20 protein-coding genes, 1 tRNA gene and 1 pseudogene are annotated in these 26,796 nt (G+C 67.0%); 7 read left to right on the top strand and 15 right to left on the bottom strand.

Going from position 1 to position 26,796, the window contains the following annotated elements; all coding sequences use genetic code 11:
• Positions 1-268: 268 nt before the first annotated feature.
• From TR46_RS17010 to TR46_RS16985, 6 genes are all read right to left on the bottom strand, one after another.
• Complete coding sequence (locus tag TR46_RS17010; RefSeq protein WP_236655359.1) at positions 269-730, bottom strand: nucleotidyl transferase AbiEii/AbiGii toxin family protein; 462 nt, start codon at positions 728-730, stop codon at positions 269-271.
• A gap of 186 nt (positions 731-916) precedes the next feature.
• Positions 917-1,237, bottom strand: coding sequence for a hypothetical protein (locus TR46_RS17005; RefSeq protein WP_042401385.1), 321 nt, complete (start codon positions 1,235-1,237; stop codon positions 917-919).
• A gap of 665 nt (positions 1,238-1,902) precedes the next feature.
• Positions 1,903-1,975: transfer RNA gene (locus TR46_RS17000), tRNA-Arg, on the bottom strand.
• A gap of 249 nt (positions 1,976-2,224) precedes the next feature.
• A complete protein-coding gene (locus TR46_RS16995; protein ID WP_236655358.1) occupies positions 2,225-3,721 on the bottom strand; it encodes a hypothetical protein in 1,497 nt (498 codons plus the stop codon).
• Positions 3,718-4,644 (bottom strand): site-specific integrase, encoded by a 927-nt coding sequence (locus TR46_RS16990; RefSeq protein ID WP_042401383.1) that lies wholly within the window; start codon positions 4,642-4,644, stop codon positions 3,718-3,720. The genes TR46_RS16995 and TR46_RS16990 overlap by 4 nt, the downstream gene beginning before the upstream one ends.
• Before the next feature lie 302 nt (positions 4,645-4,946).
• Positions 4,947-5,897 carry a hypothetical protein gene (locus TR46_RS16985; RefSeq protein WP_042401380.1) on the bottom strand — a complete coding sequence of 317 codons (951 nt, stop codon included), beginning with the start codon at positions 5,895-5,897 and terminating at the stop codon, positions 4,947-4,949.
• A 501-nt stretch (positions 5,898-6,398) separates the two neighbouring features.
• On the opposite strand from TR46_RS16985, the gene TR46_RS16980 reads away from it, so the two are divergent.
• The 3 genes from TR46_RS16980 (at position 6,399) to TR46_RS16970 (ending at position 8,036) form a co-directional block, all read left to right on the top strand.
• A complete protein-coding gene (locus TR46_RS16980) occupies positions 6,399-6,728 on the top strand; it encodes a helix-turn-helix domain-containing protein (RefSeq protein ID WP_042401377.1) in 330 nt (109 codons plus the stop codon).
• A 315-nt stretch (positions 6,729-7,043) separates the two neighbouring features.
• Entirely contained in the window at positions 7,044-7,373 is a 330-nt protein-coding gene (locus TR46_RS16975; protein ID WP_052432874.1) for a helix-turn-helix domain-containing protein, read from the top strand.
• A 144-nt stretch (positions 7,374-7,517) separates the two neighbouring features.
• Positions 7,518-8,036 (top strand): hypothetical protein, encoded by a 519-nt coding sequence (locus tag TR46_RS16970; protein WP_042401601.1) that lies wholly within the window; start codon positions 7,518-7,520, stop codon positions 8,034-8,036.
• Between the two features lie 29 nt (positions 8,037-8,065).
• On the opposite strand, the gene TR46_RS16965 is transcribed toward TR46_RS16970, so the two are convergent.
• Together TR46_RS16965 and TR46_RS16960 are read right to left on the bottom strand one after the other, a co-directional pair.
• Positions 8,066-9,229, bottom strand: a complete 1,164-nt coding sequence (locus TR46_RS16965) for a hypothetical protein (protein ID WP_052432872.1) — start codon at positions 9,227-9,229, stop codon at positions 8,066-8,068.
• Positions 9,226-10,311: an ImmA/IrrE family metallo-endopeptidase gene (locus TR46_RS16960; protein ID WP_369405996.1), complete on the bottom strand. Its 1,086-nt coding sequence runs from the start codon at positions 10,309-10,311 to the stop codon at positions 9,226-9,228. Before TR46_RS16960 ends, TR46_RS16965 begins: the two co-directional genes overlap by 4 nt.
• Positions 10,312-10,629: 318 nt before the next feature.
• Here TR46_RS16960 and TR46_RS16955 point away from each other — a divergent pair, with 318 nt between their 5' ends.
• The 3 genes from TR46_RS16955 (at position 10,630) to TR46_RS16945 (ending at position 13,346) form a co-directional block, all read left to right on the top strand.
• Positions 10,630-11,334, top strand: coding sequence for a TIGR02391 family protein (locus TR46_RS16955; protein ID WP_084718608.1), 705 nt, complete (start codon positions 10,630-10,632; stop codon positions 11,332-11,334).
• 221 nt (positions 11,335-11,555) lie between these two features.
• A complete protein-coding gene (locus tag TR46_RS16950; RefSeq protein ID WP_042401369.1) occupies positions 11,556-12,401 on the top strand; it encodes a DUF6414 family protein in 846 nt (281 codons plus the stop codon).
• 198 nt (positions 12,402-12,599) lie between these two features.
• Positions 12,600-13,346, top strand: coding sequence for a TIGR02391 family protein (locus tag TR46_RS16945; protein ID WP_042401366.1), 747 nt, complete (start codon positions 12,600-12,602; stop codon positions 13,344-13,346).
• Between the two features lie 145 nt (positions 13,347-13,491).
• On the opposite strand, the gene TR46_RS39495 is transcribed toward TR46_RS16945, so the two are convergent.
• Both TR46_RS39495 and TR46_RS16940 read right to left on the bottom strand, forming a co-directional pair.
• On the bottom strand, positions 13,492-13,689 hold the full coding sequence (locus TR46_RS39495) for an integrase core domain-containing protein (RefSeq protein ID WP_084718606.1): 198 nt from the start codon (positions 13,687-13,689) through the stop codon (positions 13,492-13,494).
• On the bottom strand, positions 13,647-14,363 hold the full coding sequence (locus TR46_RS16940) for an IS3 family transposase (protein WP_084718604.1): 717 nt from the start codon (positions 14,361-14,363) through the stop codon (positions 13,647-13,649). The genes TR46_RS39495 and TR46_RS16940 overlap by 43 nt, the downstream gene beginning before the upstream one ends.
• A gap of 77 nt (positions 14,364-14,440) precedes the next feature.
• Here TR46_RS16940 and TR46_RS16935 point away from each other — a divergent pair, with 77 nt between their 5' ends.
• Positions 14,441-15,592 (top strand): IS30 family transposase, encoded by a 1,152-nt coding sequence (locus TR46_RS16935; protein ID WP_042401363.1) that lies wholly within the window; start codon positions 14,441-14,443, stop codon positions 15,590-15,592.
• Here the strand turns inward: TR46_RS16935 and TR46_RS16930 are convergent.
• The 5 genes and pseudogenes from TR46_RS16930 to TR46_RS16910 all read right to left on the bottom strand — a co-directional run bounded on the left by TR46_RS16930 (position 15,550) and on the right by TR46_RS16910 (position 26,443).
• Positions 15,550-15,879: a transposase gene (locus TR46_RS16930; protein WP_161790147.1), complete on the bottom strand. Its 330-nt coding sequence runs from the start codon at positions 15,877-15,879 to the stop codon at positions 15,550-15,552. The two genes, TR46_RS16935 and TR46_RS16930, sit on opposite strands and share 43 nt — an antisense overlap.
• Before the next feature lie 297 nt (positions 15,880-16,176).
• The gene (locus TR46_RS16925; protein WP_152626534.1) at positions 16,177-18,897 is read right to left on the bottom strand and encodes a TIGR02391 family protein; all 2,721 of its coding nucleotides are present in this window, start codon (positions 18,895-18,897) and stop codon (positions 16,177-16,179) included.
• A gap of 474 nt (positions 18,898-19,371) precedes the next feature.
• Positions 19,372-21,079, bottom strand: a pseudogene (locus tag TR46_RS16920) (MMPL family transporter); the annotation flags it as partial.
• Positions 21,080-21,116: 37 nt separating this feature from the next.
• Positions 21,117-25,769, bottom strand: coding sequence for an NACHT domain-containing protein (locus TR46_RS16915; RefSeq protein WP_042401356.1), 4,653 nt, complete (start codon positions 25,767-25,769; stop codon positions 21,117-21,119).
• 314 nt (positions 25,770-26,083) lie between these two features.
• Complete coding sequence (locus TR46_RS16910) at positions 26,084-26,443, bottom strand: hypothetical protein (protein WP_042401353.1); 360 nt, start codon at positions 26,441-26,443, stop codon at positions 26,084-26,086.
• Positions 26,444-26,796 lie beyond the last annotated feature (353 nt).

Here is a 26,796-nt window from a genome sequence, read left to right as displayed (position 1 = left end):
GCAAGGTTCCTGACGCCCGCTCGCTCTCGCGCAGCGCCTGCGGCCCAGCGGCGACCATGACGATCACCGCGGCGGCCCCAGGATTCGAACCTGCGACGCCGGCTTCAGGAGCGCCTGGAAGTAATCAGGCCCCTGAGCCGGCGCGTGCCCAGGTGGGTGGCCCCGGTGGGTCGGGTGCCCGCCGGTGACCGTGGATGCCCGCTCGTCGCTCCCCCATCTGGCACGGATCTGGCACGGCGAGCGATTCAAACGGAGATCGAGCAGTCGCCTATCCGAGTCGCCTGAGTTCCTCTCGCCAGTCCGCGAACTGAGCTCTGATCGCGCACACCCGCTCGGCATCCACTCCATAGGCAGTGAACTGACGATCATTGAAGCGCCCCACACTGCCGAACATGTCGGCAAGTACGGCGAGGTCGAACCCCGCGTCCCGTTGGGCGGCGAGCTGGATCAGCTGCTGGCGGGTGTAGCCCACGCCCAGCAGGGCATCCACGTCGATGAAGTCACGAGCCTCTGCACGGGTGAACAAGGCTTCCATCTTCCCTGCAGCCACGTCGTCCCGATGCAGCACAGGACCCAACTCTGATGGAACAGGCTCGTACTCGAGGAACTCCGCGACAAGTTCGACCTTGGAGGTTGCACCCGTGCCGAGATCGGTGACCTGGAGGCGGACGTACGTATCCGAGCAGTGACCCCGCTCGACGCGAAAGCCCGCTTGCTCGTACGCCCCCACGATTTCGGTCCGTTGCCGCTGGCATCTCGCTGCGACGATCGATCGGAGTGAACAGGTCCACGTCGTCGCTGAGGCGTTGAACGACGTGATGGGCCTGGATGGCGTACCCACCGGCCAAGGCGTAGCCGAAGTCGTCCGCCAGCGCGTCCAGCCCGATCCTGATCAGGCGATGGTGCAGCTCTTCCACTACGCCGCAGCCGCTCGTCGGGCCAGTTCCGGAAAGCGACCCTCCCACAACACCCTCGCCGGCGCGGGGATGATCAGGCTCGCCCACAGACGTCGCAGCGTGGCTGCGTCCAGGAAGCCGGCCAGGTCTTCCACCGTCTGGGCTTCACGGATCACCCGCTCGTACATCACCGCGAGGTCGGCTTCGTCGGTCAGCTCGTAACCGTAGTCCGGCCCCCAGTCAATGTGCCGAGGCAGCCGGATGACCCCCTCCGTCGGCCCGCCCAGTTCATCGAGCGACAGGGGCACCGTGTACGGCTTCGCCGCTGCATACCTGCTCATGTTCCCAGGATGCCGCATCCACCGTCGGCCCGGCGGCATGGAAGCGGACGGCAAAATGCCCACCCGAGGCCCGGTCCCCAGTACACACCAGTTGACCTGGGCGCTTGTCGTGCATGCCGAAACTCGGCGCGGCGTACCCCAGGAAGGAATCCACCTGTATGGGGTCGGTCCTGCCACCCCGTCATCCAGCGGAGATCTGCGTTGGCAATCCGAACGTCGCGCCCTGCTGCGAACACCCGATCATCGGTTCGCGAGCCGCTGTCCGGCCTTGTTCGGCAGACCGCGGATCTCCCTGCAGTGCTCCTGTCGCGCGTCCTCGTCGATCTCGACCGCTACGGCTTCCCATGTACCTGAAGGTTGTTCCGTGGCACCGGATTTCGACGGCATGCCCGGCCCAACCGAATCGGTCGCGCTGGTGGCTACAGCGGTCGCCGAGCGCACCCTCGGCAGGGAGTGGGAAAGTCTCACTTATCCGAGGTGGGGGATGCGTCGAGAGACCGACCCGCGCGGAGCGACAACGGAACCCTGCGTTTGGATCTGCCCCCACATCTGGCACGGCGCGCCCGCCGCGCCAGATAACCCCGAGAACGGTCAAGGCCCAGGTTTCCGGCTTTGTTCCGGTTGACCTGGGCCTTTGTCGTGCGTGCCGATGTCTCGGCGGCGTGTGCCCTAGGCAGGATTCGAACCTGCGACACCGGCTTTAGGAGAGCCGTGCTCTATCCCCTGAGCTACTAAGGCGGGGATCTGTCGGAAAACCTGTCTGAAATTCCCTCGGAATTCTCCGAATAAATCTCTGTCCAGTTATGCCATCAGATCCAACACGGCAGCCCCCGAGGGAGCTGCACGTGCCACAGTGTAGCGCCTCTGGATGCGGTCGTGGGCAGCAGTAGCGGCCTGTGGTGATCTTGCGGGTGACAGGGGACGTCAGGCGGGTGTGTCGAGGCCAGGCCAGGGGCGGCGCAGGCCTGGCCTCGGGCGGGTGGGTGGCTACTTGCGGAGTCGATGGAGCGCGTGGGTCAGCGCGTTCTGCGCCCAGGCGAACCCGATCACGAGGAGCAGTCCGGCTTTGGAGCCGTACGCCGGCAGCCTCCCGTGGGGGAATGCCTGATCGAGGCGAGAATTTGTAGATTCACTGTCCTGACGGAATCCCAGAAGACGTCGGCCGGCCGGGGTCTCGGGCGGAACCTGGCGGAGGTGCTCGGTCCGGTTGAATTTCTTGGCCTGCCCGGATGCCTCGATTTCTCGATCCTCCTGCGTTTCGTCCACGCGGATCCTCGCGACGTGTCCTCCTCGGGGGCACGGGATCTCAACAAGGTGGTAGAAGCGGATCTTTTCCTTTCCGCGGACTTCGAGTTCGCGTACCGGGAGGGGCGCGTAGTGGGTATTTCCGTCCACGGTGATCCGACGTTCGCATACCCGGCCGGCTGCTGCGTACAGCGAGTGGGTGCATTTTCCTTCGCTGAATTCCACGATTTCGTGGGGCCTGATCCCGTCATGTTGGCGCGTGAAGACGACAACACCTTGGCGGATGAGTGGTGCTCGGTGGACGCCACGAAGTGCCGTGTCGTAGGTGACGGCTTTGACGCCGGGGGCGGCTGCGAGGACCTCGGTGGTCATCTTGACGGCAGCTGCGGCCTCGTCGAGTTTCTCGGGGTCGAGCTGCTTGGAGCGGTGCCGGACGGCGTCCAGATTGAGGATCATCCGGCTGTGCGGGGTACTGGCGAGGCGGGTGGCGATGGTGATGAATTTGTTTCCGTAGACCTGGCGGTCGCCGCCCTCGGTCTGGATGCTGGCGTCGGGGTCGATGTAGTGGTTGCGGATTTCGCCGGTTTCTTGATCCACGGTGACCGCCTCCGTCTGATCAGTGGGGGGTTTCATCACTGTTCCGTCTCCGTGGATTACCTGACTGCGGTGGGGACGGATCCAGGTCCCCCGGGGACCGTCAGCGCTGAGGAGGCCGACGTCGAAGGCTTGCGCGATCCAGGCATCGCGGCTGGCCTCGCGGAGTCCGGGCAAGGTGTCGAGCATTTTGTGGCGGTAGTAGTACCACTGGCTCGAGGTAGGGCCGACGTCCGCGAGGCGGCCGGCTTCCTCGGTGCCCAGGCACGCGGTCACCCCCTCTCTGACGATGTCCCAGTAGAGGGGTCGTTGCAGATGGGCCTGGGTGCTGCGGGCGGAGCCGAAGATGGAGATGCTCGCCGCGAAGAGGAGATAGACGTAGGGCGGGAAGCCAGGAGGTCGCCCACTGCTCCCGTCGGGCTTGTCCGGCAGCACGGTCGTGGCGACCTGGTAGAGCTGCTGATTGTGGGCAAGCGCAGCAAAGCGCCGGTCGGGGGTGATGTGCGGAGCCTGGGGTCCTCGCGGTTCGGGTTTGTCAGCGGCGGATCCGAAGACGTCGTCGGGGATGGGGCCGATCGTGTACGGCTTGGCCCTTTTGGGTTTGCTGCTCGGCGTTTTCGCTGGAGGCTTCGGCTCGGAGGTCATCGCTGCCCCCGGTTCTGGTCCCAACGCAGGCCTGCACGTCGGGCTGCCACGTCGAGCGACGCCACGCCCAGGCGCAGGGCGACTTGAGTGATGTGGCCGGTGTCGGCGAGTGTCTGTGCGGCGGTATATGCGGTGACGTCGCGGGGCTTGGCGCGTCGCCCGCTGGACAGCGCGCCGCTGCGGCGGGAGATGTCCCCGAATGCGGTGCAGATGCTGGCCTGGGTCGTGTAGTCGCTGGAGGCTGCCTGGATGGTGAGCGGAACGGGTTGCTGTGCGCCGGCACGGCGGCGTACGTGGGCTGCCCGCAGGTCCAGAACTGAGCAGGACCATTCGTCCAAGGCGCAGAAGCGGGCGGCGAGTTGCTGGGTTCCGCTCGCCCAGATGCGGCGGTGTTCGAGGTCGAGATCCGCTGTGCTGGCCAGGCCGATCTCTCCAGTGCCCAGTCCGGCGAGCAGGAGTGCCAGGATGCTGGCATGCCGGGTGTGGGGCATGCCGCGTTCGGCGTGGAAGCGCAGGGTGCGGATGTCGTCCGGGGTCAGGTCGCACTGGTTGGGCGAGGGCGTGTGCGCGATGGGCGACGTGTCCAGGATCGGGCACAGGGTGGTCAAGCCCAGGCGTCGGGCTTCGGCGCAGAACAGCGACAGCGTCCAGCGCCTGCTACGTCGGGTTGCCTCGGCGGGTCCTTCGGCATTGATTCGGCCGCGGCGGTCCCGCCCTGGTGCGTCGATGAACGCCTGGAGGAGACGCTCGTCGACGTCCTTCATCTCGAAGATGTCCAGGGCGTCGGCGAAACGGAGGAACCGCTCGCTGACGGTGATCAGCTTGTCCAGACTCTGGCGGCGCAGGAGACCCTGCGATGCCTTACGGTCCCAGGCCCTGGCCACGAGGCAGACCGCGGTCCGAATGCTGCTCGTGTCAGGCATCGGCAACCTCCGGCGCGTTGAGTGTCGTAAACGAGTGACCGTTCGTGATGTTGCGCGATTCCATTCGAAGGTGTGACGCGCCTGGGACGGGCTGGAAATTGCCGCTACCGTGGGGGTGAGCTCTCTTGAACGAGGGCATGCCGAAGCCCCCTTCTACCGCGCGGTGCGTGGTGGTGAGTGGTGGAGGAGGAGGGTCCGGTCGCGCCGAAAACTTGTCTAGGGTCGAGGCGCGCCGGGCCCGCAAAACTTCGCGAGGATCGTCGTAGGGGGCGGTCGGACGGGGCGGAGGTCGAAATGTCTACTCACAGGCGCAGGCTTTCTCCGTTCGGCGCGGCGAGGACAGTGGCGAAGCTGCGCAGGCTGCGGTGCAGTGCGAGCAGTTCGTCTTCGGTCAGACGAATCAGTTCAGGGAGCCGAATCGGCTTGGTTGCGAGTTCCGCGAGTTGCGCGAGTCCACTCAGCTGCGAGGTTGGCGCAGTCGCCTCGGGATGGGGCTCCCGCTGAGGCGGGATATACGCCTCAGCCTCTCCATCAGCCTTGGACTCCTCGTCCGCCTTCGGCTGCGAAGGCTCACTTTCTTTCACCCAGTCGTCTGCAGTCGGCTCGCCCGGCGGCGTGCGAACGGCTTCCGGACTAGCCTCGGTTTCACTCTCGACGTCCTCGAACAAGGGGGTCTCCTGCGGGGCCTGCTGGGCCTGCGGGGTGGGTGTGTGGTGGATCGGGTCGAGGGCCTGCTCGTTCCAGTGCACGTAGCCCTCCTCGGAGCTTGGGAGGAGGAGGCGTGCCTCCAGCAGCCACTCGATGAGCAAATCGACCTCGGCCCGGCGAACCTCAGGCGCCTTTGCGACGCCCATCAGCCGGTTCATGACCTTCGTCCGAGTCCCTGAATCGCCTTCGAGGGCCTTCAGAGTCGCCCTGGCGAACCAGGACTTGCCCAGGTTGCGGGCGAGTTCGACCCGCCCGAGCGACTCGTCCTGGGACCAAGCCGTTGCGACGCGCGCGCCACGCGGGTTCACCAGGTAGATGCCGTGGCCGCTCACCTTGGTGAGGAGCCCGCAGGAGACCAGGAAACCCATGACCAGGCCCGTCCGCTCGTGGGCGATTCCGACGGCGTCGGCGATCTGACGGCTGGTGAACGCAACCTTCTGTCCGCATGCGGCCCGCATGATCACGATCTGATCGGGCATCTTCACGCGAATCGTCGGCAGCGGGCGCGCCAACTGGTCGCGCCTGCCCTGCGCCGGACGAGCCATCACTACTCCTCGCCTACAGGTGGACTCTTTGTGTAACCGTCTGGATCCTAGATCGACAACATGCAGGGCATATCTGTGGGAACGGCAGCTGCACAGGCGCGGGCCCTTTGCCTGGCGGGCATGTCCGACGGAACCCGGTGCTGGCGCAGGCCGCGCCGGTGCCAGTCCCCGTACGGCCGCAACAGGACTCCTGTGCACCCGCGGTGCCACCTTCCGACACCGCGACCACGCACGTGAGTTGGCTGCAACCGCTCCGGACAATCACTCGCGAGCGTGACCCGGAGCAACAGGTCCCAAGTTGACGCCCGACGTCCGCGTTCACCGGTCAGCCCACCGGACCAGGCGGATTCCCCGGATATGCACGCCGGCCATGCTGAATCTCCCTGGGTTTCGCTCCTTTCTGCCCACAGCCTTGCTTCCTCTTGCTATACAAGTAGCATCCCCGGGTCGTGGGCGCACGCCGAGCGCACCTCGGCCACACTGGTAGGCGTGCCTGGAGGAATGAGACGTGGAATCCGACCGTGCGGCTACATCGCCGCCGGCGACTGGCCCTTTGCCCGGATGAAGGCACACCGGGGCGCCCAGGTCGCCCAGGCGGTCGCCCGCGCTCTCGCGGAGGCCATGGAGGCGCAAGGGCTGAGTGCCAACGCGGTAGCACAGCGCAGCGGGGTCAACCGCCAGGTCGTCACCAATGTCCTCAACGGCACCGTCTGGCCCGATCTCCTGACTGTGGTCGACCTGGAGGTCGCCCTGGGCGTGCCCTTGTGGCCGGATCATCTGCAGTGGAACGCCGAAGAACTTCCTGGGCCACGCTCCGACGAGCAGCGCTGACCGCAACACGCCCCCTGCAGCACAGGGCCGCCACCTGCGGAGTCGGCGCCGGGACCGCCTGGCCCCAAGGGCGCGGCTGGACTGGCGCGGCCTGCCGCCGGCCGCGGCAGCCGGGTCCCTCCGGATCTGCGCGCACGGCCCGCCGGGGCCATCCTGCGCGAACAAGCAGACGCTTCTGATTGCCGTTGGCCGCAGTGACCCGTACGTGCTCGGCGTGACCCACCGGCAGCGCCATCGGGGAAGGCGTCGCGGGGTTGGTCTGCGCCGCGGAGCTTGACTAGCGGGACACGATTCATGAATCATGAATCATGAATCGTGTCTTCGAACCATCCGCAGTGGACGAGAGACTTCTCGGCACTCCTGCTCGGCAACCGCTACCGCGCCGAGGTGCTGCTGGCGCTGGCCCGTGCACCGGAGTCCGGCGTCTGCCTGGGTGATCTCGCGCTTGAGCTGGGCGCTCCTGCGAGCGCCTATCAGGCCCCGATGCGGGCTCTGATCGCCGCGGGCCTGGCCGAGCGGCTGCCTCGACCCGCCGGGGAGAGGCGGCAGTGGTACCGGCGTGCCGGCGACGCGGAGCTGTGGCGGCTGTTCCGGGGCCTGTTGGAGCGTTTGCCGGATGCGGTTGCGGTGACAAGAGTTGGATAGTCGGCGAGGCCGCCCGAGGCGGCCGCGATCGGGTGAGGCAGGCAGGCGATGGTGACCTTGGCGAGCCCTGCGGTGGGCAGCTCGGTACGGCAGGCGTCCAGTTCGCTGCTACCCGCCGGCTGCCGGGCCCGCTGCGTCCAAGTCATGGGCCTGGACACCTTGTTGTTCTACCGGGTGGACGAACCCGAGCACGAGCGCCGTACGCGCTCGTCGGCTGCCTCGCTCGACGACCGGGACGCGCTGGACACGCTGTTGACCCTGCCGGTCGGCCTGCCGGTGCAGTTGGCCTCGTTGGACCGGTACGAGCGCGCTGCGGTGCGGGCGCTGCCCGCGGGGGCTGTCACGCTGGAGAGCCGCTCAGTGGTGCGGCAGGCCGTGCGTCCGTTGCGACTGGAGTTGGCGGTGGTCCGTGCGACGGGTTGGCGCAGCGGGCTGGATCTGGCCGGGCGGTTCGCGCCGTTCTGCGCGCGCGCGATGCTCCTGGACCGCAGGCCTGCGCGGCTGGACGAGGCGCTGACGGAGGCGTCCTTCTACGGCGTGGGTGTACTGGCGGGCACAGGCGAGCAGATGGACTTGCTGCTGGAGCCTCGTGTGTACCGGCCCGAGCGCCATACCTCGGCGGCATGGCGCTTCGTCGAAGAGCTGTACCCGCGCCTGACCTGACCCCAGGCAGCTGCGGCGGCCCCGACTGGCTACTGGGGGTCGGCAGCCCACCGCTTGAGCTGTGCGGGGACCTCGAAGCCCTTGCGCTGGTTGAGCGTGGCGTTGACGAGCGGGTACTGGGCGACGGCGGTCCGGCAGCGCTCGCGCCACCAGTCCTGCCGCTGTTTTCCAGGCTGGACCGCGGTCAGGGTACGCAGCCATTCCATCAGGATGGCGACGTTGTGGGCGGCGGCCCATCCGATCCGCGGGTTCTTGTTGGTCGCATACGCGTCCAACGGGCGCCCGTTGCAGGAATTGCACCCGCAGGCCGGGGCTCCGCCGGCCGCGTAGCGGTCGGCGAGGGTGGAGCCGAGAAAGAAGTCCATCAGCTGGGGGTGGAGTACATGCGGGGACTTGGCGAACCCCGGGCTGCTCTGCGCGATCTCGCCGGGCGGGACGAGGTGGCGCGCGGCACTGCTGTGGCCGAAGGCCGTGAAGGCCGCCCCGTGCGCCAGCGCGCCCAGCGCGGCCAGGTCGGTGCGCAGGAGAGCGGTCCCGGGGACCTCGGACAGCAGGCGGCACAGGTTGGCCACGGTGCCCCTGCCGCGGGCAAGCGGGTCCTTCTGGCCGCCGAGCATCACGGCCTTGGGCCCGGGGACCTTGCTCAACCAGGCGATCAGCTGGTCCAGGGACTCGTCGGCCAGCCACATCACGTCGATCGGGGCCGCGAAGACCAGGTTCGGGTCCTCCAGTGCGGCGACCCGCTTGACCGCGGCCTTCAGCGCTCCGGAGTCCTCGGCGCGGATGTAACCGGTGGGAGTGACAGCCGCGGTGGTCCCGGCCTCCAGCTGTTCGGAGACCGAGAGGGCAAGCGGGTCTCCCATCGGCAGCTTGCCGTCATCAAGCCGCGGGAAGGGGTCCTCCTCGGTGGCGACGAGGTTCTGGTAGACGGCGGGGTCCACCATCAGCACCCCGGTGAACGACCTGGCGCGGCGCAGGACTGCGGCCGTTTTGACGGCATCCTTGCCGCACAGCACCAGTCCGGAGCGGCCCTCGTCCAACTGCTCGCGCACCGCGCCCACCTTGCGGGGATTGACCTGGAGCAGCATGCGGCCGGCCAGGGGGGCTATGCGCGTGTCGGACCGGGGCTGCGGCAGGCCGACGGCGATGTCGGTGCCGGGCAGCGCGCCGGACGGGGGCAGGGCGTCGGTCATGGCCTCACCTTCGGGGCGGGTTCAGGGGACGGGGATAACGCGGCGGTGCCTGTGACGTACAGGCGCTCGAAGTCCTCGGGCAGCAGGTAGGCGCTGTCAGCGGCGTCCGGTAGCGGGACGCGGGCCTCGGACAGCAGGGCCCGCACCATGGCGGGCACGCGCGCGGGCCGTTCGCGCGGGGTCTGGACGGGTTCCGCGGTGCGGTAGCCGAGCGCGGACATCTCGATGGTCAGCGAGCGGTGCTGCCACTCGCTGACGGCGCCCAGTTGCTGGGCCCGGCGCAGGAGCGCGGCCATAGAGACCCGCCAGGTGCGCTTGAGCTGGGCCAGGCGGGCCAGGGTCAGGGGGGTGGCGAAGGAGTCGCGGATGTCGTTGGCCGGCATGAGGAACTCGGCCGCGAACGCGTCCGCCTGCTTCTCCTGCTCGCCGCTGGCGCCGGGCTCGTGGTGCAGGACCAGGTGGCCGAGCTCGTGGGCCAGGCTGAAACGGCACCGGTCCCCGGGCGCCCGGTCGTTGAGGAGGAACAGCGGACTGCGGCCCTCGGGCCACTGGCTGACCGCGTCCAGCAGGTCGGTGTCCAGGTCGGCCAGGACCACCAGGGCGCCCGCCTCCTCGACCGTGGCGACCATGTCGACCACCGGTCCCCTCGGCATCGACCAGGCGGCGCGGACATCGCGTGCGGTGTCCTTCGCGGTCGTCCACCGGTCCAGCACGATCCGGGGAACCTGGACGGGTCGGTCCACAATCCCGGCGGCCTCCTGCATACCCGCCAACTGCAGCCGGGTGAAGGCGAGTTGGGCGTGGATGCGCCGCAGCGCGCCAGCCGCCAGCGAGGCGCGCTTGCGGTGGTGGACCAGTCCTACACCGACTCCGTGCACCTGCGGATCCACACACAGGAGCCTGGCCGGGTACCCGAGCGCACGGGCATACAGCTCCAGACGCTGCCCGGTAACGCTCAACTGCCCCTTCTCGGCCTTGCTGACGTAGCCCTGGGACACCGGGGTCTCCCCGCCCGGCGACGCCTTGGTCATCGCCGCAGCGACCTCAGCCTGCGTCAGGGCACGGGAGTCCCGAGCCAACATCAACATCCCTGCATGAGCTTGCATGTCGTCCACGACGCGCCCTCCCCTCATCAGTCCTCAAAATGCTAGCACGGAATATTCCGCGCAATCGTCGACTGACGCCCCTCGCGAAGGCAGACGGTCAGTCAAGCTGGCAGTTCTGCAAGGGGATTGAGTACGTCGACTCCGCAGCACCGAGCTGATGACCCGTTGGATGCGTGCCCCCGGGGGCACCTCGCGGCGGCAGGTGCCGGCACCGTCGACCTCGTCCGACTCGAACCTGGGGACCTGTTGGGCCGCGACCCGCATCGCGGTCATCCGATCCCCTAGTCTGCCCAGATGGACCGTGATTGGATGCGCCAGCGCCTGACAGCCTACGAATCCCTGTGCACCGACTACGACAGGAGCGACCGGGCGAACCGCTACGAGGGAGGGGCCCCCGGGATCCTCCGCGAGCTGCGGCGACTGGAGCCGACGGTCAAGCAGATCCTCAAGGTGCTGGACCCCGAGCTCTCCGACTTCCACCTGGAGGGCATGGCGGGGACATCGGAGGCATCCGGGAAGGTGCAGCGGGGCCTGGGGATCCTCGACGATCAGGACGAGTGGAGTATCCGACTCGCGCCCGATGCCCCGCGCATGCCCGCGGACCGACTCCACCCGTGGATCTGGGAGGCGGCCCGCAGCCTGTGGGAGTCCAAGCACTACCGCGCGGCCGTCCACCGCGGGGCCAGCGCGATCAATGCCAACCTTCAGGACAAGCTGGGCCGCCTCGACGTTGCAGACGACAAACTCGTCCAGGAGACGTTCAGCGACCGGGCGCCCGAGCCCGGCAAGCCGCGACTGCGCGTCCCCGGAGATCCGGACAACCCCACCACCCAGAGCCGACAGCGCGGTGCCCTGCAGCTGGGCCTCGGAGTCTTCTTCGCCATCCGCAACCCCGCCGCACACGAAACCGGCGAATGGGACGAGCAGGAGGCACTGGAGCAGCTCGCCGCACTCAGCGTCCTCGCCCGCCTCATCGACACAAGCACCGTATCGAGGTAGCCGCCCCGCCCGCTCCCGCCGTCTGCGGGCGGGCGACCTCCCAAGCAGGCTGATTTCCTTGGGTGATCTTTCCCAGCTTCACCAAGATCACTTACCAGAGCCTGTCCGGGGCCGCGACCGTTGGCAACGGTTCGGTCGCATGGAACACAATCAGGGAACTGAAATGAGTGGTTCGGACGTAGCTTCCCGCTGCTGTCAGAGGTTGGTGAGAGACTCCCACCATGGCGCTTCGGTCACCCATCTACCTCGACACAGACACTCTGCTCGCACAGGCGGAGTACCACGACATCGACGACGTACCCCGCCAAGCGGACATCGTTGAGAAGACAGTGCGCAAGCGGTCTGGCGGCGGCAAACTGGGCACCTCCGGTATTGGGCTGGAAGGATCCCTTGGGACCGATGTCGAGTACCAGTCGACCTACGCCCTGAATCCGAAGGAGAAGGCCACAGCCAGCAAGGTGATCGACTCCTTGATCAGGACCGGAACAGTCAAGATCAACCCTGGCCCTGACACAGTCCTCAGCAAGGACGACCTGGTTGAGATCGAAGGGCACACACGAATCACCGCAGCCAGCCTGGCCGGCAAGATGTTCTTCATCTTCCGCCGACTGCTGGAGACAGCTGAGGGCGACCTGGAGAGCATTCTCGACTTCGACGTCCATGACTCGCGTGTCGTCGAGCAGCTGAAGCAGGTGTACCTACGCAACGAGCTCCTGCCCATCCCCGTCTTGCTGGAGCTGACAGGTTCACCCCTACCGCTGAAGGTCTACATCAACGTGAGACCGGACCACTTTATCGACGAAGCGTCAGGCAACAGAGTCGAGCGTGAACTGCGGGTCCTGGGGAGCGTCTCGCGGTTGATCCCCGAGAGCAGCGAAGGGTATCTCAGCACCGAAGAGTGGCTACTCCACGACTGGGAGTACATGATCCGGCGCAAGCTCATGCCTGAGGTGGATGGCCTAGTGAAAACACTGGTGGATCAGCTGGACCTCAACCTTCCGACCGAGGATGTGCACGCCTTCATTTCCGGTCCAGCCATTGTCGTCGATGCGATCGCACTCTACTGAGAAGGCGGCGGGCAAGTCGGGTCGGTGCACGTCAGCCGGACGCCGACATAGTCAGCGGACGGAAGCATGGGCGGCGACCGCTATCCCTGCGGCCAGGTTCGGGCGCATGAAGGTGGCAGTTCGGCTGGACAAAGAAGGCTCAGTCTCCCAACGGCATGACAGATCCAACGAGATCGCTGGAACCGCGAGGTACCGGAGATGCATGGTGAACAGGTGACAACTATTGCCGCCCCCGAATGGGCCGACCAACAGCTCGACAAGTTCATCTCCCTCACTGATCTCGTCACCTCCCCCGACAGGGGTGGGCGGCACCATCGGGGCAGCAGTGATGAGATCGTCGTCCAATTCGTCCTTGTGGAACCGATCTTCGACCGGCTCATCCCGGGCTGGCGGGACGCCCTCGAGATGACCATGAACCTAGCCAATCGCCAGTGGGTGAGCCACCGAACACAGGCACTTCGGGCCAAGGCGGTTCTGGCCTCCCAGGAGGAGATCCGCGAGAAGCTGGGTGACAGTGCCCCGCACATGACCGCAGCAGCCCTTCATCCTTGGGCATGGGAAGGAGCGCGTTCGCTCTGGCAGAGCGGCCACTTCCGCGAGGCCGTCACCGCAGCCGCAAGGAAGGTCAACGCTGAAACGCAGAACAAGCTGAACCGCCGTGACGCCTCAGAGACGAAGCTCTTCCAAGACGCGCTGAGTACCAATGCACCGCTGGTCGGCCATCCGCGGCTGCGGATCGTCGCTGACGACGGCAGCGACACGTACAAGGGCACGCAGCGCGGAGTCATGGCCTTCGCGGAGGGATGCTATGCCGCGATCCGCAATCCGAACAGCCACGAAGATGGTCTTCCGGAGCTCCCTGAGCACGAGGCACTCGAGCAGTTGTCCGCGTTCAGTGTTCTCGCCCGGTGGATTGACCGAGCTACGGTGGAGATCGCCGTGTAGCGAAGCTCATGGAGTCACGCTCTCGTAGCTTCACCCGGCCCCCAGCCGGCGGGCCCTGCTCAGGTGGCCTCCGTCATCGTCACCGCACGAACCCAGCGGGTGTAGTGAGCTTGCTCCGCTTTGACGGACACCGTGGTTGTGGTGGTCAGGCCGCCAGGGCGGTCTCGTACTCGGTGGGACTGCGGTATCCGAGGCTGCTGTGCAGCCTGCGTATGTTGTACCAGCCTTCGATCCACTCGAAGATCGCGGTGCGGGTGTTTGCCCGAGGCGACAAGGGCCTGCCCTCGAACAACTCCCGCTTCAACGTCGCGAAGAACGACTCGGCGAGCGCGTTGTCCAGCACTGGCCGGTCCGACCGACCGACAGCCGGACACCCAACTCGCCTGCAAGAAGAGCGAGTTCTCGGCTAGTGTACTGACAGCCGCGATCCGAGTGAAAGATCACCGGGCCGTCGGGCCGACGGTTGTGGCAGGCGACCCGCAGGGCATCGGCGACGAGTGTGGTCCGAAGGTGGTCGGCGGTTGCCCAGCCGACGACGCGCCGCGAGGCGATGTCGATGACGGTGGCCAGGTAGAGCCAGCCCTCCGCGGTCGGGATGTAGGTGATGTCACCGCACCAGCGCGTATCCACGGCCTGCGGATCGGGCTGGAAGTCCCGCAGGACCAGGTCCGGCCGCACGCCGGCGCGCGGATCCGCGACCGTGGTGCGCTGGCCCCGCCTGCGGTGCCGGCCCTGGAGGCCGGCCTGGCGCATGAGCCGTGCGACCCGGCGGCGTCCGCACTGCTCGCCGTCGCGCTGGAGCACGGCATGGATGCGCGGTGCCCCGTAGCTGCCCCGCGAGGTCCCGTGGACCTCGGCGATCTTCCCGGTCAGGTCAGCGTCGCGCACCGCACGGGGTCTGGGGGCGGCGGTGCGTCGGGCGTAGAAGGCGGCACGGGAGACCTTCAGCAGTTCACAAGCGCGCTTGACGTTGTGGCCGCTCTGCTTCTCCGTCTCGATGAACGGGTGCACCGTCACCGGGTCTCCTTCGCGAAGAAAGCCGTGGTGAACTCAACCGGTCAGCGCAACACCCGAGGTAGGAGAGGGTGTGGCGTATGGCAAGGATGGGTCGTCCGGGGATGTCGGACGCGCAGAGGCGTGAGTTGTGGGACCGCTGGAAGGCCGGCGAGTCGATCAGTGAGATCTCCCGGGCCCTGGGGTGGCCACCCGGCTCGGTCTTCACGATCCTCAAGTCGAACGGCGGCTACGTCCCGCCGGTCCGCACGCGTCGGCCCGGTTTCCTGACCGAGGGCGAACGCGAGCTGATCTCCCGGGGCCTGGCCCGCGGGGACTCGATGCGCGCGATCGCCCGGTCCCTGGGACGGGCCGCCTCCACCGTCAGCCGAGAAATCGGCTGCAACAAGGGCGCTGAGCACTACCGGGCCGTCGACGCGGAGGACCGGGCATGGCAACGCGCCCGGCGCCCCAAGCCCTGTCTGCTGGCCTTGAACGAGCCCCTGCGGGAGGTGGTCGCCGCTCGCCTGGCCGACGACTGGTCGCCTGAGCAGATAGCAGGCCATCTGACGAAGGCGCATCCCGATGCCCCTGGGATGCGGATCAGCCACGAGACCATCTACAAATCCCTGTTCGTGCAGGCGCGCGGAGTGCTGGCCAAGTCCTTGCAGCAGCACCTGCGTTCGGGACGTCCGACCCGCCGCAACATCCACAACACCGTCACCGGCCAGTGGCGCTCGCAGATCAAGGAAGCGACTCCCATCCACGAGCGGCCCGCCGAAGTGCGCGACCGCCTGGTCCCCGGGCACTGGGAAGGCGACCTGGTCATGGGCAGTGGCGTCACCCAGATCGCTACCCTCGTGGAACGCACCACCCGCTTCACCCTGCTGGTCCAGCTCGACGGCCGCGACACCGCCACCGTCACCGCACGGGTGTCCGCCACGATGCTGACTCTGCCCGCCCACCTGCGCAAGACCCTGACCTGGGACCGCGGCATGGAGCTGGCCGCGCACAAGGACGTCACCGCGGCCACCGGCCTGGCCGTCTACTTCGCCGACCCCCAGAGCCCCTGGCAGCGAGGCACCAATGAGAACACCAACCGCCTCCTGCGCCAGTACTTCCCCAAGCGCACCACTATGGCCGGACACACCCAACAGGACCTCGACCGCATCGCCGAACGCCTCAACACCCGGCCCAGGAAGACCCTCGACTACGACACACCAACCGATAGGCTCACAGCCCTGTTGCGCTGACCGGTTGAGTTCACCGTGGCACGCCGGAGGATGTCCACGTCCTCCCGAAGGCGCCGGTTCTCCTGCCGCAGCCGGGCCAGCTCCTCGCGTTCGCCGCTGGTCAGGCCCTCCCGCTCGCCGGCGTCGACCTCGGCCAGCCTGACCCAGTCACGCACGGCGGTCTCGGTCAGCTCGAAGTCCTTGGCCACCTGGCCGACCGAGCGATCCCCGCGCCGACACAGCTCGACGATCTCGGCCTTGAACTCCGGCGTGAACGAGCGGCGAGGACGCGGCTTCTTCTTCCCCATGCTCTCCATGATGGACATCATCCTTCTGGGCCCGAAGCCCCGGATCTCAGGTGTCCGTCAAAGTGAGGCAAGCCCATAGTGCCTCTGCCGCACCAGGGAGTCCGACCACGCCACCTGGACAGACGCTTCACGCGACAGAGCGGAGCCGAAACCGGCATCACACCCAGCACGCATGCGCCGCGATCTCCCCGCACTACCCGCGGTCCGGGGCCGGGGCGGTGTTTGGCAGGGTGCTCTGGGATCAGTGCGAGGGCCGAGGGGACATCGACATCGGACGTCAGCGCGGGAATGTGATGTCTACGGAAGGAGGCGCCGGACTGATGCATGATCGGCAAAATCCGCGACGTACACGGTGCCAATGTCGTCGATGCAGACCGCATCCGGATTCTTCAGGCCTGAGGCCACCGTGGTGAGAACGCCCGAGTCGAGTCTCAGGAGCCGTCCCCCGTAGAAGTCCGTCACGTAGACCTCCCCGTCGGGTGTAGCCGCGAGGCTCCCGAGTGTGTTGCTCCTCTGCGGCTCGGTGAGCAGATCCTCGGGCGTGTCCGTGGAGCGCGGATCCAGGCGACAGATCTGCTGCTCCTGCCCGTGACCAGTGAGGGCGAGCAGCTTGCCGGTGTTTGGCTCTGGCGTCAGCCGCTTGATCGGGTTGGGGCTCTGGCCGAGCAGGGTGTGCTGGCCATCGGGGGTGTAACGCCACAGGGTCCGGCTGTGCATGGCGATGATCAGGTCAGTTCCGAGCCAGGCGAACGCGGTGATGGTGTTCTCGGGTTCGGGCTTGGTGACGGTGTAGCTGCAGCTCAGATCCGAGTTGCCTGTGAGGACGAGCAGGTCTGGTTCACCGTAGAGCTGGAGGGCCACGTCCCCGTTCGGGGCCGGTGCCAGCCGGTCTACTCCGCCATACATGGGTGGCTGGAGTTGGGCGCCTGCCGCCGGCCCCAGTTTTCCGGTCTTGGCATCAATGTGCCAGACGGTGGCTTCCCTGGTCGCAAGGAGCACACCCTTGTTCTTGGTAAACACGAGATCGCTGACCGGAGGAAGGGCAGTGACCCAGTCCGTGACCGTTCCTCGCGGATGCGCGACAGCTTCCACGACGGCTTCGGCGTACTGCGAGTCGTGCTCCAGACGCAACGTACATCGGCCCGGTGCCAGGACCCGCGGGCCCTGCCTTTCGTAGGAGACGGTCTTCGCATCGTCCGTTCGAATCGTCGGATTGTCGATCGCCTCCGTCCAGGTTGCTGTTCCGTCCGTCTTCCACACCAGTGCGCGAATCGGCGGTGCCTCACCAACTCGGGCTTTGATGAGGGGCGGCTCCAGGGACACCTTCATCGTGCGGGCCGGGTGGGCCGCAGCCTTCGGATCGCCATTAAAGAGTGTCGAGCTGTTGAAGGCGACGAACGGCGGTTCGTTGCTACGCCCGCGGGCCCAGGCTTTAGGCAGGTGGATGCTGGTATCCCAACGCCAGGTGACGTAGTCTCCGGGCGTGTAGCTGTTCCTGGTTGCCACCAGGCGTTGGCCACGAACCCCGGATTCCCTGGTCGCAAGCCGGATCCCCGTGGCATCCAGAGGAAGACTGCACTCCGGGTCCGAGAAGAGCGGAATGTCGACCTCTTCCACTCGGTACCAATTTTCCTTACCCGCGCCGCGCACCAGCCAGATCGGCTTACTCGGGCTCTGAAGCGAACCGTCGATCAGCACAACATCGTGTTCGTCTGTTGGAATGCCGGCCGTCGACACGGTGATCGTCTCAGCGGTGCGCCGCAGCACGCGACAAGGCTGTTCGTCGATGAGGACCCGGGTCGTGGGGGTGGCACGCACCACCCGCAGAGTCAGGGTGTCATCGTCATGCTGGGCATAGCCGCGGATGGCGGGAGTGACAGCCATGTCTCGGTCGAGGAGGTCAAGCAGGACACAGGCGTGGGCGAGGATCCGAACGCATTCTGGCAGGGTGCGGCACACAAGATTGGGCTTGTTCTTGTGGGCACGGTCCCCGCGATGCAGGCCGATGGCGGCACTGAACATGTCGTGAAGCCGCTGTTGGTCCATCTTCCGCTCCGAGACCCGAATCCTGTAGGGCTCATCCCGGAAGGCCTGCTGGAGGAGTAGTCCGCCGATCGTGTCGTTGAGGCCGGTGCGACGCTGGACCGTGGTCTCAACGTGCCGGAACGCTTCGAAGATCGCATCGTCGTAGCGATTCTGACTGACCGCCACGGTACACAGCTCGATGATGTCGTCCCTCAGCACGGCCATCATCGCCTCGTGAGGACGACGATGGAGCACCACTACCGCGTCCTCACTGCCCATCGTGTCCGTCACTGCAGTGGAGACGTCTACAAGGCTCTCGGCTTCCACCGTGGGCGGCTGAATGGGCGAGGGCGTCGCGTCGCCCTGGAACTGATCCTCGAGCTCGAGGAGATCGGCGCCGGTTCGCGCTCCGCGATAGCGCCGCAGTCGACGCCGGTCGATGAAGAACGTCCAGTCCCAAGGGCCGGCGGGGGAATATCCCGCCGACTGCCAGAAACTGTGCATGAGCATTCCCAGGACGCGGATGCGTGTCATCAGCTCCCGCGCCGACTTCGCATCCGCAGACACCGGCCCGGGTGCTGGGGCCAGCGGGTCCTGCGGATCGGGCAAAGGGCCCAGGTCCAGGCCAAGAGCTTCGGCGTACTCACGACCCGTCACCGCGAAGTCCGCTGCATCGACGGATGCCACCTGTTCACGCTCGCAGGTCCAGGCCAGGAAGGCCGCGAGAGCGTCCAGGTCCTGCCGGCCCCCTTCGGCGGCGTCGACCCCGCGCAGGGTCAAACGCAACTCGTCGCTGTCATTGAACCCAGCCCGCTGCCACGGCTGCAGCAACAGCTGCGCCGGAATGGACAGTAGGGCCGCCTGCGTGTCACTGATGCCCAGGGACTTGTCCATGTGCAGGTCCACCGTGCGATAGGTCGGCCATGCCCCTTCCGGGTAGACCAGACCGTAGATCAAGTCCAGAATCGCCTGATTCTGCATCTCCAGCATCATCCACCCATTCTGGATGTACCGACTCACACCGGCACCCTCTTTTGGAAGGGCCAGTTCTGATCAGCCGTCGGAGTGGAGTTGCCCTCGCTGCGCCTGATCCACGCGCCAACCGTTGCCTGGGTCAGCCGCTCTTCTTCCAAGGTGTGCGGCCGCTTCGCTGCAGTCCCGGCAAGGCAACCAGGGCAGCGACACGGCGGGGCGAGGGCTACAGCCAGCATCTCCTGGTCGCCGGCCGCAGTACCAGGGCGCTGCGCTGGCCGTACCCGCAGATGTGCCTGGGCAGCCCTGAGACCGCTTCGGAATCTCCCGAGGACGGTCGACCTCCCGTGCAAGCGGCAATACCCCGCCCCGGCAGGAGCCCGGGACCTCTCCTGGACCCTGCAAGGGCCAAAACCAACGGGATCCCGCCGATCAGTAGTGATCGGCGGGATCCCGTGAACCGCTCTTGAGCTAGTACAGGCAGTCGGTGGGATCTCACTCGGGTGCGGTGCCGTCATCCGGATCCGGCTCCAGGTCCTGGGGGGTGGCGTGCTGGCGGCTGAGTGCCTCGCCCTCGATGTCGAGGTGGGGCAGGATGCGGTCCAGCCAGCCCGGCAGCCAGGAGACCTTGTCGCCGAACAGGGCCAGGACGGCGGGGACGAACGCCAGGCGCACGACGAAGGCGTCGAACAGGACGGCCACGGCCAGGCCGAACCCGATCATCTTGATCATGGAGTCCTCGGCGGTGATGAACCCGGCGAACACCGAGATCATGATCAGGACGGCGGCGACCACGACGCGGGCGCTGTAGCGGAATCCGGTGGTGATCGCGGGGCCGGACCCGCCGCCGTGGACGTAGGCCTCGCGGATGCGGGAGACCAGGAAGACCTCGTAGTCCATGGCCAGGCCGAAGACGATGCCCACCAGGAAGATCGACATCAGGCTCATGATCGGTCCGGTGGTCGTCACTCCCAGCAGGCTGGCACCCCAGCCCTTCTGGAGGACCGCGACCACACAGCCCAGTGCCGCGAGCACCGACAGCAGGAATCGACGGCGGCCTTGATCGGGATGACGATGGACCGGAAGACCACCAGCAGCAGCACGATCGCCAGGCCGACGACGACGATGAGGTAGGGCACCAGGGCGCCCTGCACCCTCTGCGCGACGTCGATGTTCAGTGCGGTGCTTCCGCTGACCTCGAACACCGCGCCGCCTGCGGCGGCCTGGATCGCGGGACGCTCGCCTCGGATGGTGTGGACCAGGTTCTTGGTCTGCTCACTGGTCGGCGCCTGGGCCGGGACGGCGGAGAAGACCGCGGTGTCGCCAGCGGTGTTGAAGCGGGGTGCGGAGACCGAGACGACCCCTGGGGTGGCGGCGATCTGCTTCTCGATGGTCGCCACCGCGGCCTTGGGGTGCGCGGCGTCCTTGCGTCCACCACGATGGTCAGCGGCCCGTTGAAGCCCGGGCCGAAGCCCCTGGCCAGGTCGTCGTAGGCGCGGCGCTCGGTGGTGGAGGTGGACTTAGCCTCGTCCCCGGTCTGGCCCAGTTACAGACTCAGTACCGGCAGCGCCAGCACCACCAGCCCGGCGACCGTGACGATCAGCACCGGGACGGGGTGGCGTCGCCCGAAGCCAGCCCAGCGGCTGCCCCGGTTGCCCTCCACACCCTGGACGCGGCGCCCGATCTTCTTGAAGCGGCGTGAGAGGACCGCCTTGGGCCATAACCCGACCAGCGCCGGGACCAGCGTCAGCGCGATCAGGACGGCGATGACCACAGCCCCGGCGGTGGACAGCCCCATCTTAGTCAGCAGCGGAATGCCGACCGCCGACAGCCCGGCCAGCGCGATGATGACGGTGAGGCCAGCGAAGACGACCGCCGAACCGGCGGTGCCCACCGCCAGGCCGGCCGCCTCCTGGCTGGTGTGTCCGTTGGCCCGCTCCTCGCGGTAGCACGAGACCACGAACAGGGCGTAGTCGATGCCGCAGGCCAGTCCGAGCATGGTGGCCAGCGTGCCCGTCGACGAGGACAGTCCCAGCGTGCTGCCCAGCGCCAGGATCGCAGCCGTGCTGATGCACACGCCGATGATCGCGGTCAGCAGCGGCAGCCCGGCCGCGGCCATCGACCCGAAGGGCACCAGCAGGACCACCGCGGCGATCAGAACACCGAGTGCCTCCCCAGTTCCACCCGCCGCGGGCTGCTTGGCCGGCGATGCTCAGCTGCTGCCGCCCAGTGGCGGGCTGTTAGCGGTCGAGATCGCCGAGCCGGTCCTCAAGGCCGTAGCTTCGGGCCAGGACCATGGTGTCGATCAGGTTCAGTGCCTGGCGTCCGGTCGCAGTCTGAGGGTCCTTGGCGTAGATGTTGGTGACGATCTCCCCAAGGGTCCACGCCTGAGCGGCACTGGCGGAAGAGAGGTCACCGGCTCTCTGCCCGTGCAGCACGAAGAAGCGTTCAGCCATGTCCAGAACGAGGCCCGGGTGAGTTTGCTGGCAGATTTTCGCCAGGTTGACCAAGGGCTGGGGATTGAGCTCGAAGGCTCGAGTCCCGGGGATGCGCGACAGCAGCGTCTGGACGTTCGGGTGATCTGCGGCGGTGACGTCACGCACGGCCATGCCGGCGCTTTTGGCGACGTCGTCATTGTCGTCGTCGCACAGTTTCAGCAGCACCTCCATCAGCGCCTGGGAGTACAACGTGACGGGTAGCAGATCTGACAGAGCATCGGCCACTCCCAGGCGCTCGGGTGCTGTTCCCGCAGCGAGCCGTTCCACGGCGGCGTTCGCCTTGGGATCAGTGCCAGTGGCGGCGGCATAGGTGGTCACTGCGGCTGCGTTGTGGGCGGCCCACGGTCCGACAGCGGTGAGCACCCGGTGGGGTGCCTTCCCGAGAGAGCGGCCAAGGTCCAGCATGCGGTTGACGAGCGGATCGACGGCGTCGTAATTGCCACGCCCCAGGGCTAGGAGGAGAACGAAGAGGGGCTGACACGCAAGCAGGATCCTGGCGTCGGCAGGGAGCTTAGAGCCGGGCAGGGTCGTGAGCCCGGGAGCATCCAGTGCATCTGTTACGACCTTCATGTGCAGGTCACGGTTAACGACCCCGGCCATGCTCGCGGTCTGCAGAGCCGTCATGCGAAGCAGGAGGTCGGGACCGGCTGCGAGGCGCACGAGTTCGTCCTTGAGCGCCGCCACTGCTTCCGCCCGGCGATCGGCAAGGCTCCGCAGAGCGTCCAGCGCAGCCCACTCACGCAGTTGCCAGACGCAATTGAGCAGCTCAGTGACCATGTCACGGCCTTGTTCCATCAGCGTGAGCACTGCTTGTTCACCAGCGCCTGGCTCAGGGGGCAGTTCCTTAAGGAGCACGGGCGCATCCGGTCCGGGTGGCTTGAGGAGCGATCGCAGGATGGTCACGAGATCGTCGACGGTGCAAGCGGCCTGGGCCAGATCCGCGTCAGTCAGATGCGGTGCCGTTCGCGCGATCAGCTGGGCCAGCGCGTTACTGTGCGCGTCGGCGTGCAGGGCCGCAGCTTTCACGGTGCGCAGCATCTGGGACACGGTGGCATCCGCCGCTGTCGGGGAGTTCGCGCCCATGCCTTGGACTACTGCGGTGACGTGGATGGCCGGCAGGGCGGATTCTCGCTCAAGCAGCGCGGTGAAGCGCCCCGGGTCCTCCCGGGCCGCCGTGGTGATCACCTCCGCGAAGCTGGAGGCTCCGCCGATCAATGTGCCCGTGGGCAGCCAGGTGGGCTGGTCGGACGCATACTGTCCCATCTCCTGGACGAGTTGGTCGTCCGTCATCGCCTGGACGGCATTCAGGCTGACCGGCGACTGAAGTCTTGATGCGATGGCCTGCGGCGGGGCAGCCGCCGTGCCGCTGCTAGTGCCGAGAGCGCGGTCCAGGTCGGACCGCACGCTGAGGACGGCCGGGTCAAGGCGCTCCGCAGGAATGGCGCGCAGCAGGCGTTGGGCGCCGGCTCCCCGCGGGATCATCCCCTGGCTCTCCACCGGGCTCGTCGCGGAGGATGCACGTTGCTGGGCTTTTCTGGTCGCCGAGGGGGGTAGCTTTTCGCTCACTTGGGCGAGGACGTCGGCTGACAGCCCGCGCGGGTCCAGTGACCAGCCCTGGGCGAGAGCGAACTGACCCTGCTCCAGCCAGGTCAGTGCCTCGTCCAGGAGCCCGGGATGCCCTGAGGAGAATCCGGCAGCTGCGAGTACCTGCTCGACGGCCAGGCGGGAGGCGGCCATGTCGCGGACCGCGGCGAGCGTGGCCGTGTCGCCGGCAACCGCCGCCGTGCGTACCGCGCGGACCAGGTTGCTGAGGACGGCATGATTGCCGTGGGCGTAGTGCTGCTGGGCGCGAGCGCCGAACGCGGTGTCCTGTTCTCCGTCATCGGCGATCTCCCCGGTGCGGGTGGCTGTGCCAGCAGCCCGCACGACGGGAAGGACCTGGTGGACGAAGTCGGTTGGGGCATCGTTGGCCAAGGTGGCCAGAATGTCCGGGGCCGACTGACTAGCTCCGAGCAGATCCAGGGGCTCCGCGCCCGACAGTTCCAGCCGGCGCTGCATATAGGCACGGGCGATCCTGGTTCCCACCGGGGCCGATGTGCCGGTGGTGCCGTACAGAAGGTTGAACACGTCGTGGCGGGCCGCGTCGACGCCCCCGGCCTTGATGAGGCTCTCGAACAGTGCGACGGTGCCCTCACTCTTCGACAGCGGCGCCACGTTGATCACCCTTATGATCCGGTCTGCCCAGGCCGGATCGGTCGCATGCGGCTGCAATAGCGGGGCGACCAGATCGGGGTGATTGCGCACCAACATCCCGCACAGCCAGGCACCGAGATCAGCGGTATCCGAGTCGGCGAGGTAGCGCTCGACGACACCGCTGGTGAGGAGGAGTCCACCGAAGGCTGGTGAGCTGGCGATTAGGGCGTGGGCGCGCTCGGCCAGGGAATCCGATCGGGCGTCGCCCAGGCCCATCAGTGCCTGCAACTCCTCCACCGTGGGATCGGGCACACTGGCAACGACCGCGGTCACCAGTTCCTTGATGTGCGGGCGGACGTCGTCGGCCGTGAGCACGTCACGGACGTCACGCAGGTACTGGGGCCGGTCCTCCTCGCGTTCCAGGGCCAAGATCTGACGTACCTGGGAGCGGCGGAACAGGTACTGCTCATCGCTGCGCAGAAGGTCGAGCAGGGACAGGCCAGCACGCATGTGGTGGTAGGCATAGGCGTAGTCGAAGAACGCCTCGTGGGCGAAGCCGATACGGCCAGCCTGGCTGCGCAGCCAGCCGGCACTGATGAGGTGCCTCACGGTGAGCCGGTCGTTGCTCAGGAGCGCTGCGGGGACGTTCAGCTCTTGGCGCCTGCTCAGTTGCTCTGCGAGACGCCCGGTCACGTCCTCGACGGGGGCGTTCGGGCGGAAGCGGTCGACTTCCTCGATGACGCTGTCGAAGAACTTGTTGAACAGTTGCAGTCGGGTGGTGATCCCGGCCAGGTCCAGGACGTTGCGCTGTCGCAGTGTCACGAGCATGCGCAGGTGCAGCGGCGTGCGCAGCAGTTCCCGTAGCGTTTTCGTGAGTGAGCTGGGCGGCACGCCTGCACCATCCAGCACGTTGTCAACTTCCGGCACCGGCAGGGGGCCCAGCTCGAAGGGCAGCCCTGCATCGGCGGGTGCGGAGAGAGCGAGCAGCCGGTCGTCTTCGTTGAAGTCGAAGGTCCGGCATGCCAGCAGGACCCGCACCCCGGCGGCCTGGGCCTGTCCGACGGCCTCGGTGACCGCCGCGGAGCGCTCCGGATGGCGTCCGGATGCGCTACTGAAGGCGTCCACCTGGTCCAGGACCAGCAGCGCTGGTCCCCCGTCCGCCAGCCGTGAGAGCACCACGGCTGGTGACTCCGGCAGTCCCAGCTGGCCCCCGAGAGCTGCGGCGTCCTGGAATGGGCCCACGCGGTCCAGGCGCGCGGCAAGGACCAGGAGTGGCGGGGCGTCAGGGACAGTTGACTGCGCGATGAGCTGTTCGACGACCTGGCCCAGCACATCCGACTTTCCGGTACCCGCAGCGCCCGTGACCGTGACGATGCGTGGTCCCTCGGAGGAGGTGAGCAGCCTCGCGATCCTCGTCGCCTCCGCCCGCGGGATCTCGGCCAGGGGCCCCCGGTCCGCGCGTACGCCATCTGTGTAGCGCTGGTTGGCCGTGTTGACCTTGGCGCGGGTGCTCGGATCGCGCCGCCAATCGCTGGGGACCATCTGCTGGGTAGCCAGGTACTGCCACACCTGCTCGGCCGTCAGCTCCTGGGACAGGTGATCTTGCAGATAGCTGCCGAGCAGACTCACGACTGTCCTGGGGACCCCACTCACCAACACTCGGGCTCGGACATCCAGATAGGACCCCAGGTCACGCTCGCTGATCACACCGGCCTTGATGCGCTTGAGGGCCTGCCACGACTCCTCCGGGTCCCACCAGGTCCACACGCCGCAGGTCTTGTCCCAGGAGGCCTTCTTGTCCTCCGCCTTGGCGAAGACGCTCTCGAATTCCTGGAGGTCTTTGGCCAAGACTGCGCTCTCGGTCAGCTCCTGCAGGTGCGAGGCGGACAGAGTTGAGTAGAACTCGCACTCTGCCGCGGGGTCGTCTCGGAGCTGCTCACCGAACGCCTTAAGCACGCCGTTGGCGACCAGCTTCGACACACTCCAGTGGTCGTCAGTGGACAGTTGGCGTTTGACCTGCGTGTACACCCGGGCGCCGTTGTCGCGCTCGACCCACCACTCGAAGGCGTCCTTGCCGGGGTGCTCGAAGCGCATCCGAACCGAGTCGTGTTCCTCGTCCAAGAGCTCCAGCAGCCGCAACACCGCGAGTCGGCCCTCGTAGCGGTTGCCGATCTTGTCAGGAAGCCCTCCCTTGGGTGGCATCGGCGCCGCGCTCCCTCCGGTGTAGCTGCTGTAGCGACCAAGTATGGCCGCGTGGCTGCCAGCGCACACTCGTGTGCCAGGAGTGTCATCGAAACGGTCATTGCGGAGTAGCCCGAACGAGACTGCACTGGTAGGTGAGGTGGACCGCTAGGCGTGGCTAACGGGCCTCTTGGTAGGAGTGCGGTTGTCGAGACCAACCCTCCCGTCCAGGAGGCCCGTTGCCGTTCATCTACGCCCACCGAGCGGCCAGCACGAACGTTCGAGATTTCCTCAGAGAAATGATGTTTCAGAGCAGTCTGTCGCAGTGGACACCATCACACCCTTGGCGGGATAGCGAACGGGTCGTACTCCTCGGGCATGGAGCAGCCATAGTCCTGGAGTGGCTGCGGATCGTTCAGCACGATCTGCTTGCGCTCGCCCGCAGGTGAGAGCCCGTCTGGGCGGTCCAGAATCCGTTGACCGGGGAGTCCGGTGGACGCCGGTGTGTCGGCTGTGAGTCGGCCGAAGCGGTCCAGCAGAGCCAACACAGCGTCGTAGACATCGCGGATGTCCTCGGTTGCCCTCTCCTCGGTGATTTCAGGGGAGGCTTCGCGGTAGGCCCTGCGGGCCGAAGCGACAAAGCGCTCCGGATCGACGATCACTACATCCTGGCGCATCCGAACGCTGATCGTCATACCCGCAGTCGGGACTGGCATCTCATCCACCGGCCCACGGTACTGCGTCGGAAGCGCGACCGACCGAGGCATCCACAACCCGCCCCCACCGAACACCACCCGGTTCACCACCACGCTCTTAACGGTGACAGCAGGCGGATGGCAAGGTCTCGGGGACGTGATCCTCACCCGCCGCACAGGAGCCGTCACAGACCGACCGCAATCCGACCCTGGTACACCCGCCGAACCTCGCCAGACTCCACGCCTCAGGCGATCCTGCCTCCAGGCCGTCCAGGCCAAGTCACAGATATGCCTGCGGGCTCGACGCGGCACCCACGGCAGCCATCGCCCGCAGGATCTCCTCGGGCGTACAG

This window comes from Streptacidiphilus carbonis (assembly GCF_000787775.1).
Lineage (GTDB): Bacteria > Actinomycetota > Actinomycetes > Streptomycetales > Streptomycetaceae > Streptacidiphilus > Streptacidiphilus carbonis.
The sequence above is the reverse complement of the archived record's forward strand: the minus strand, read 5'-3'. Positions and strand labels throughout refer to the sequence as shown.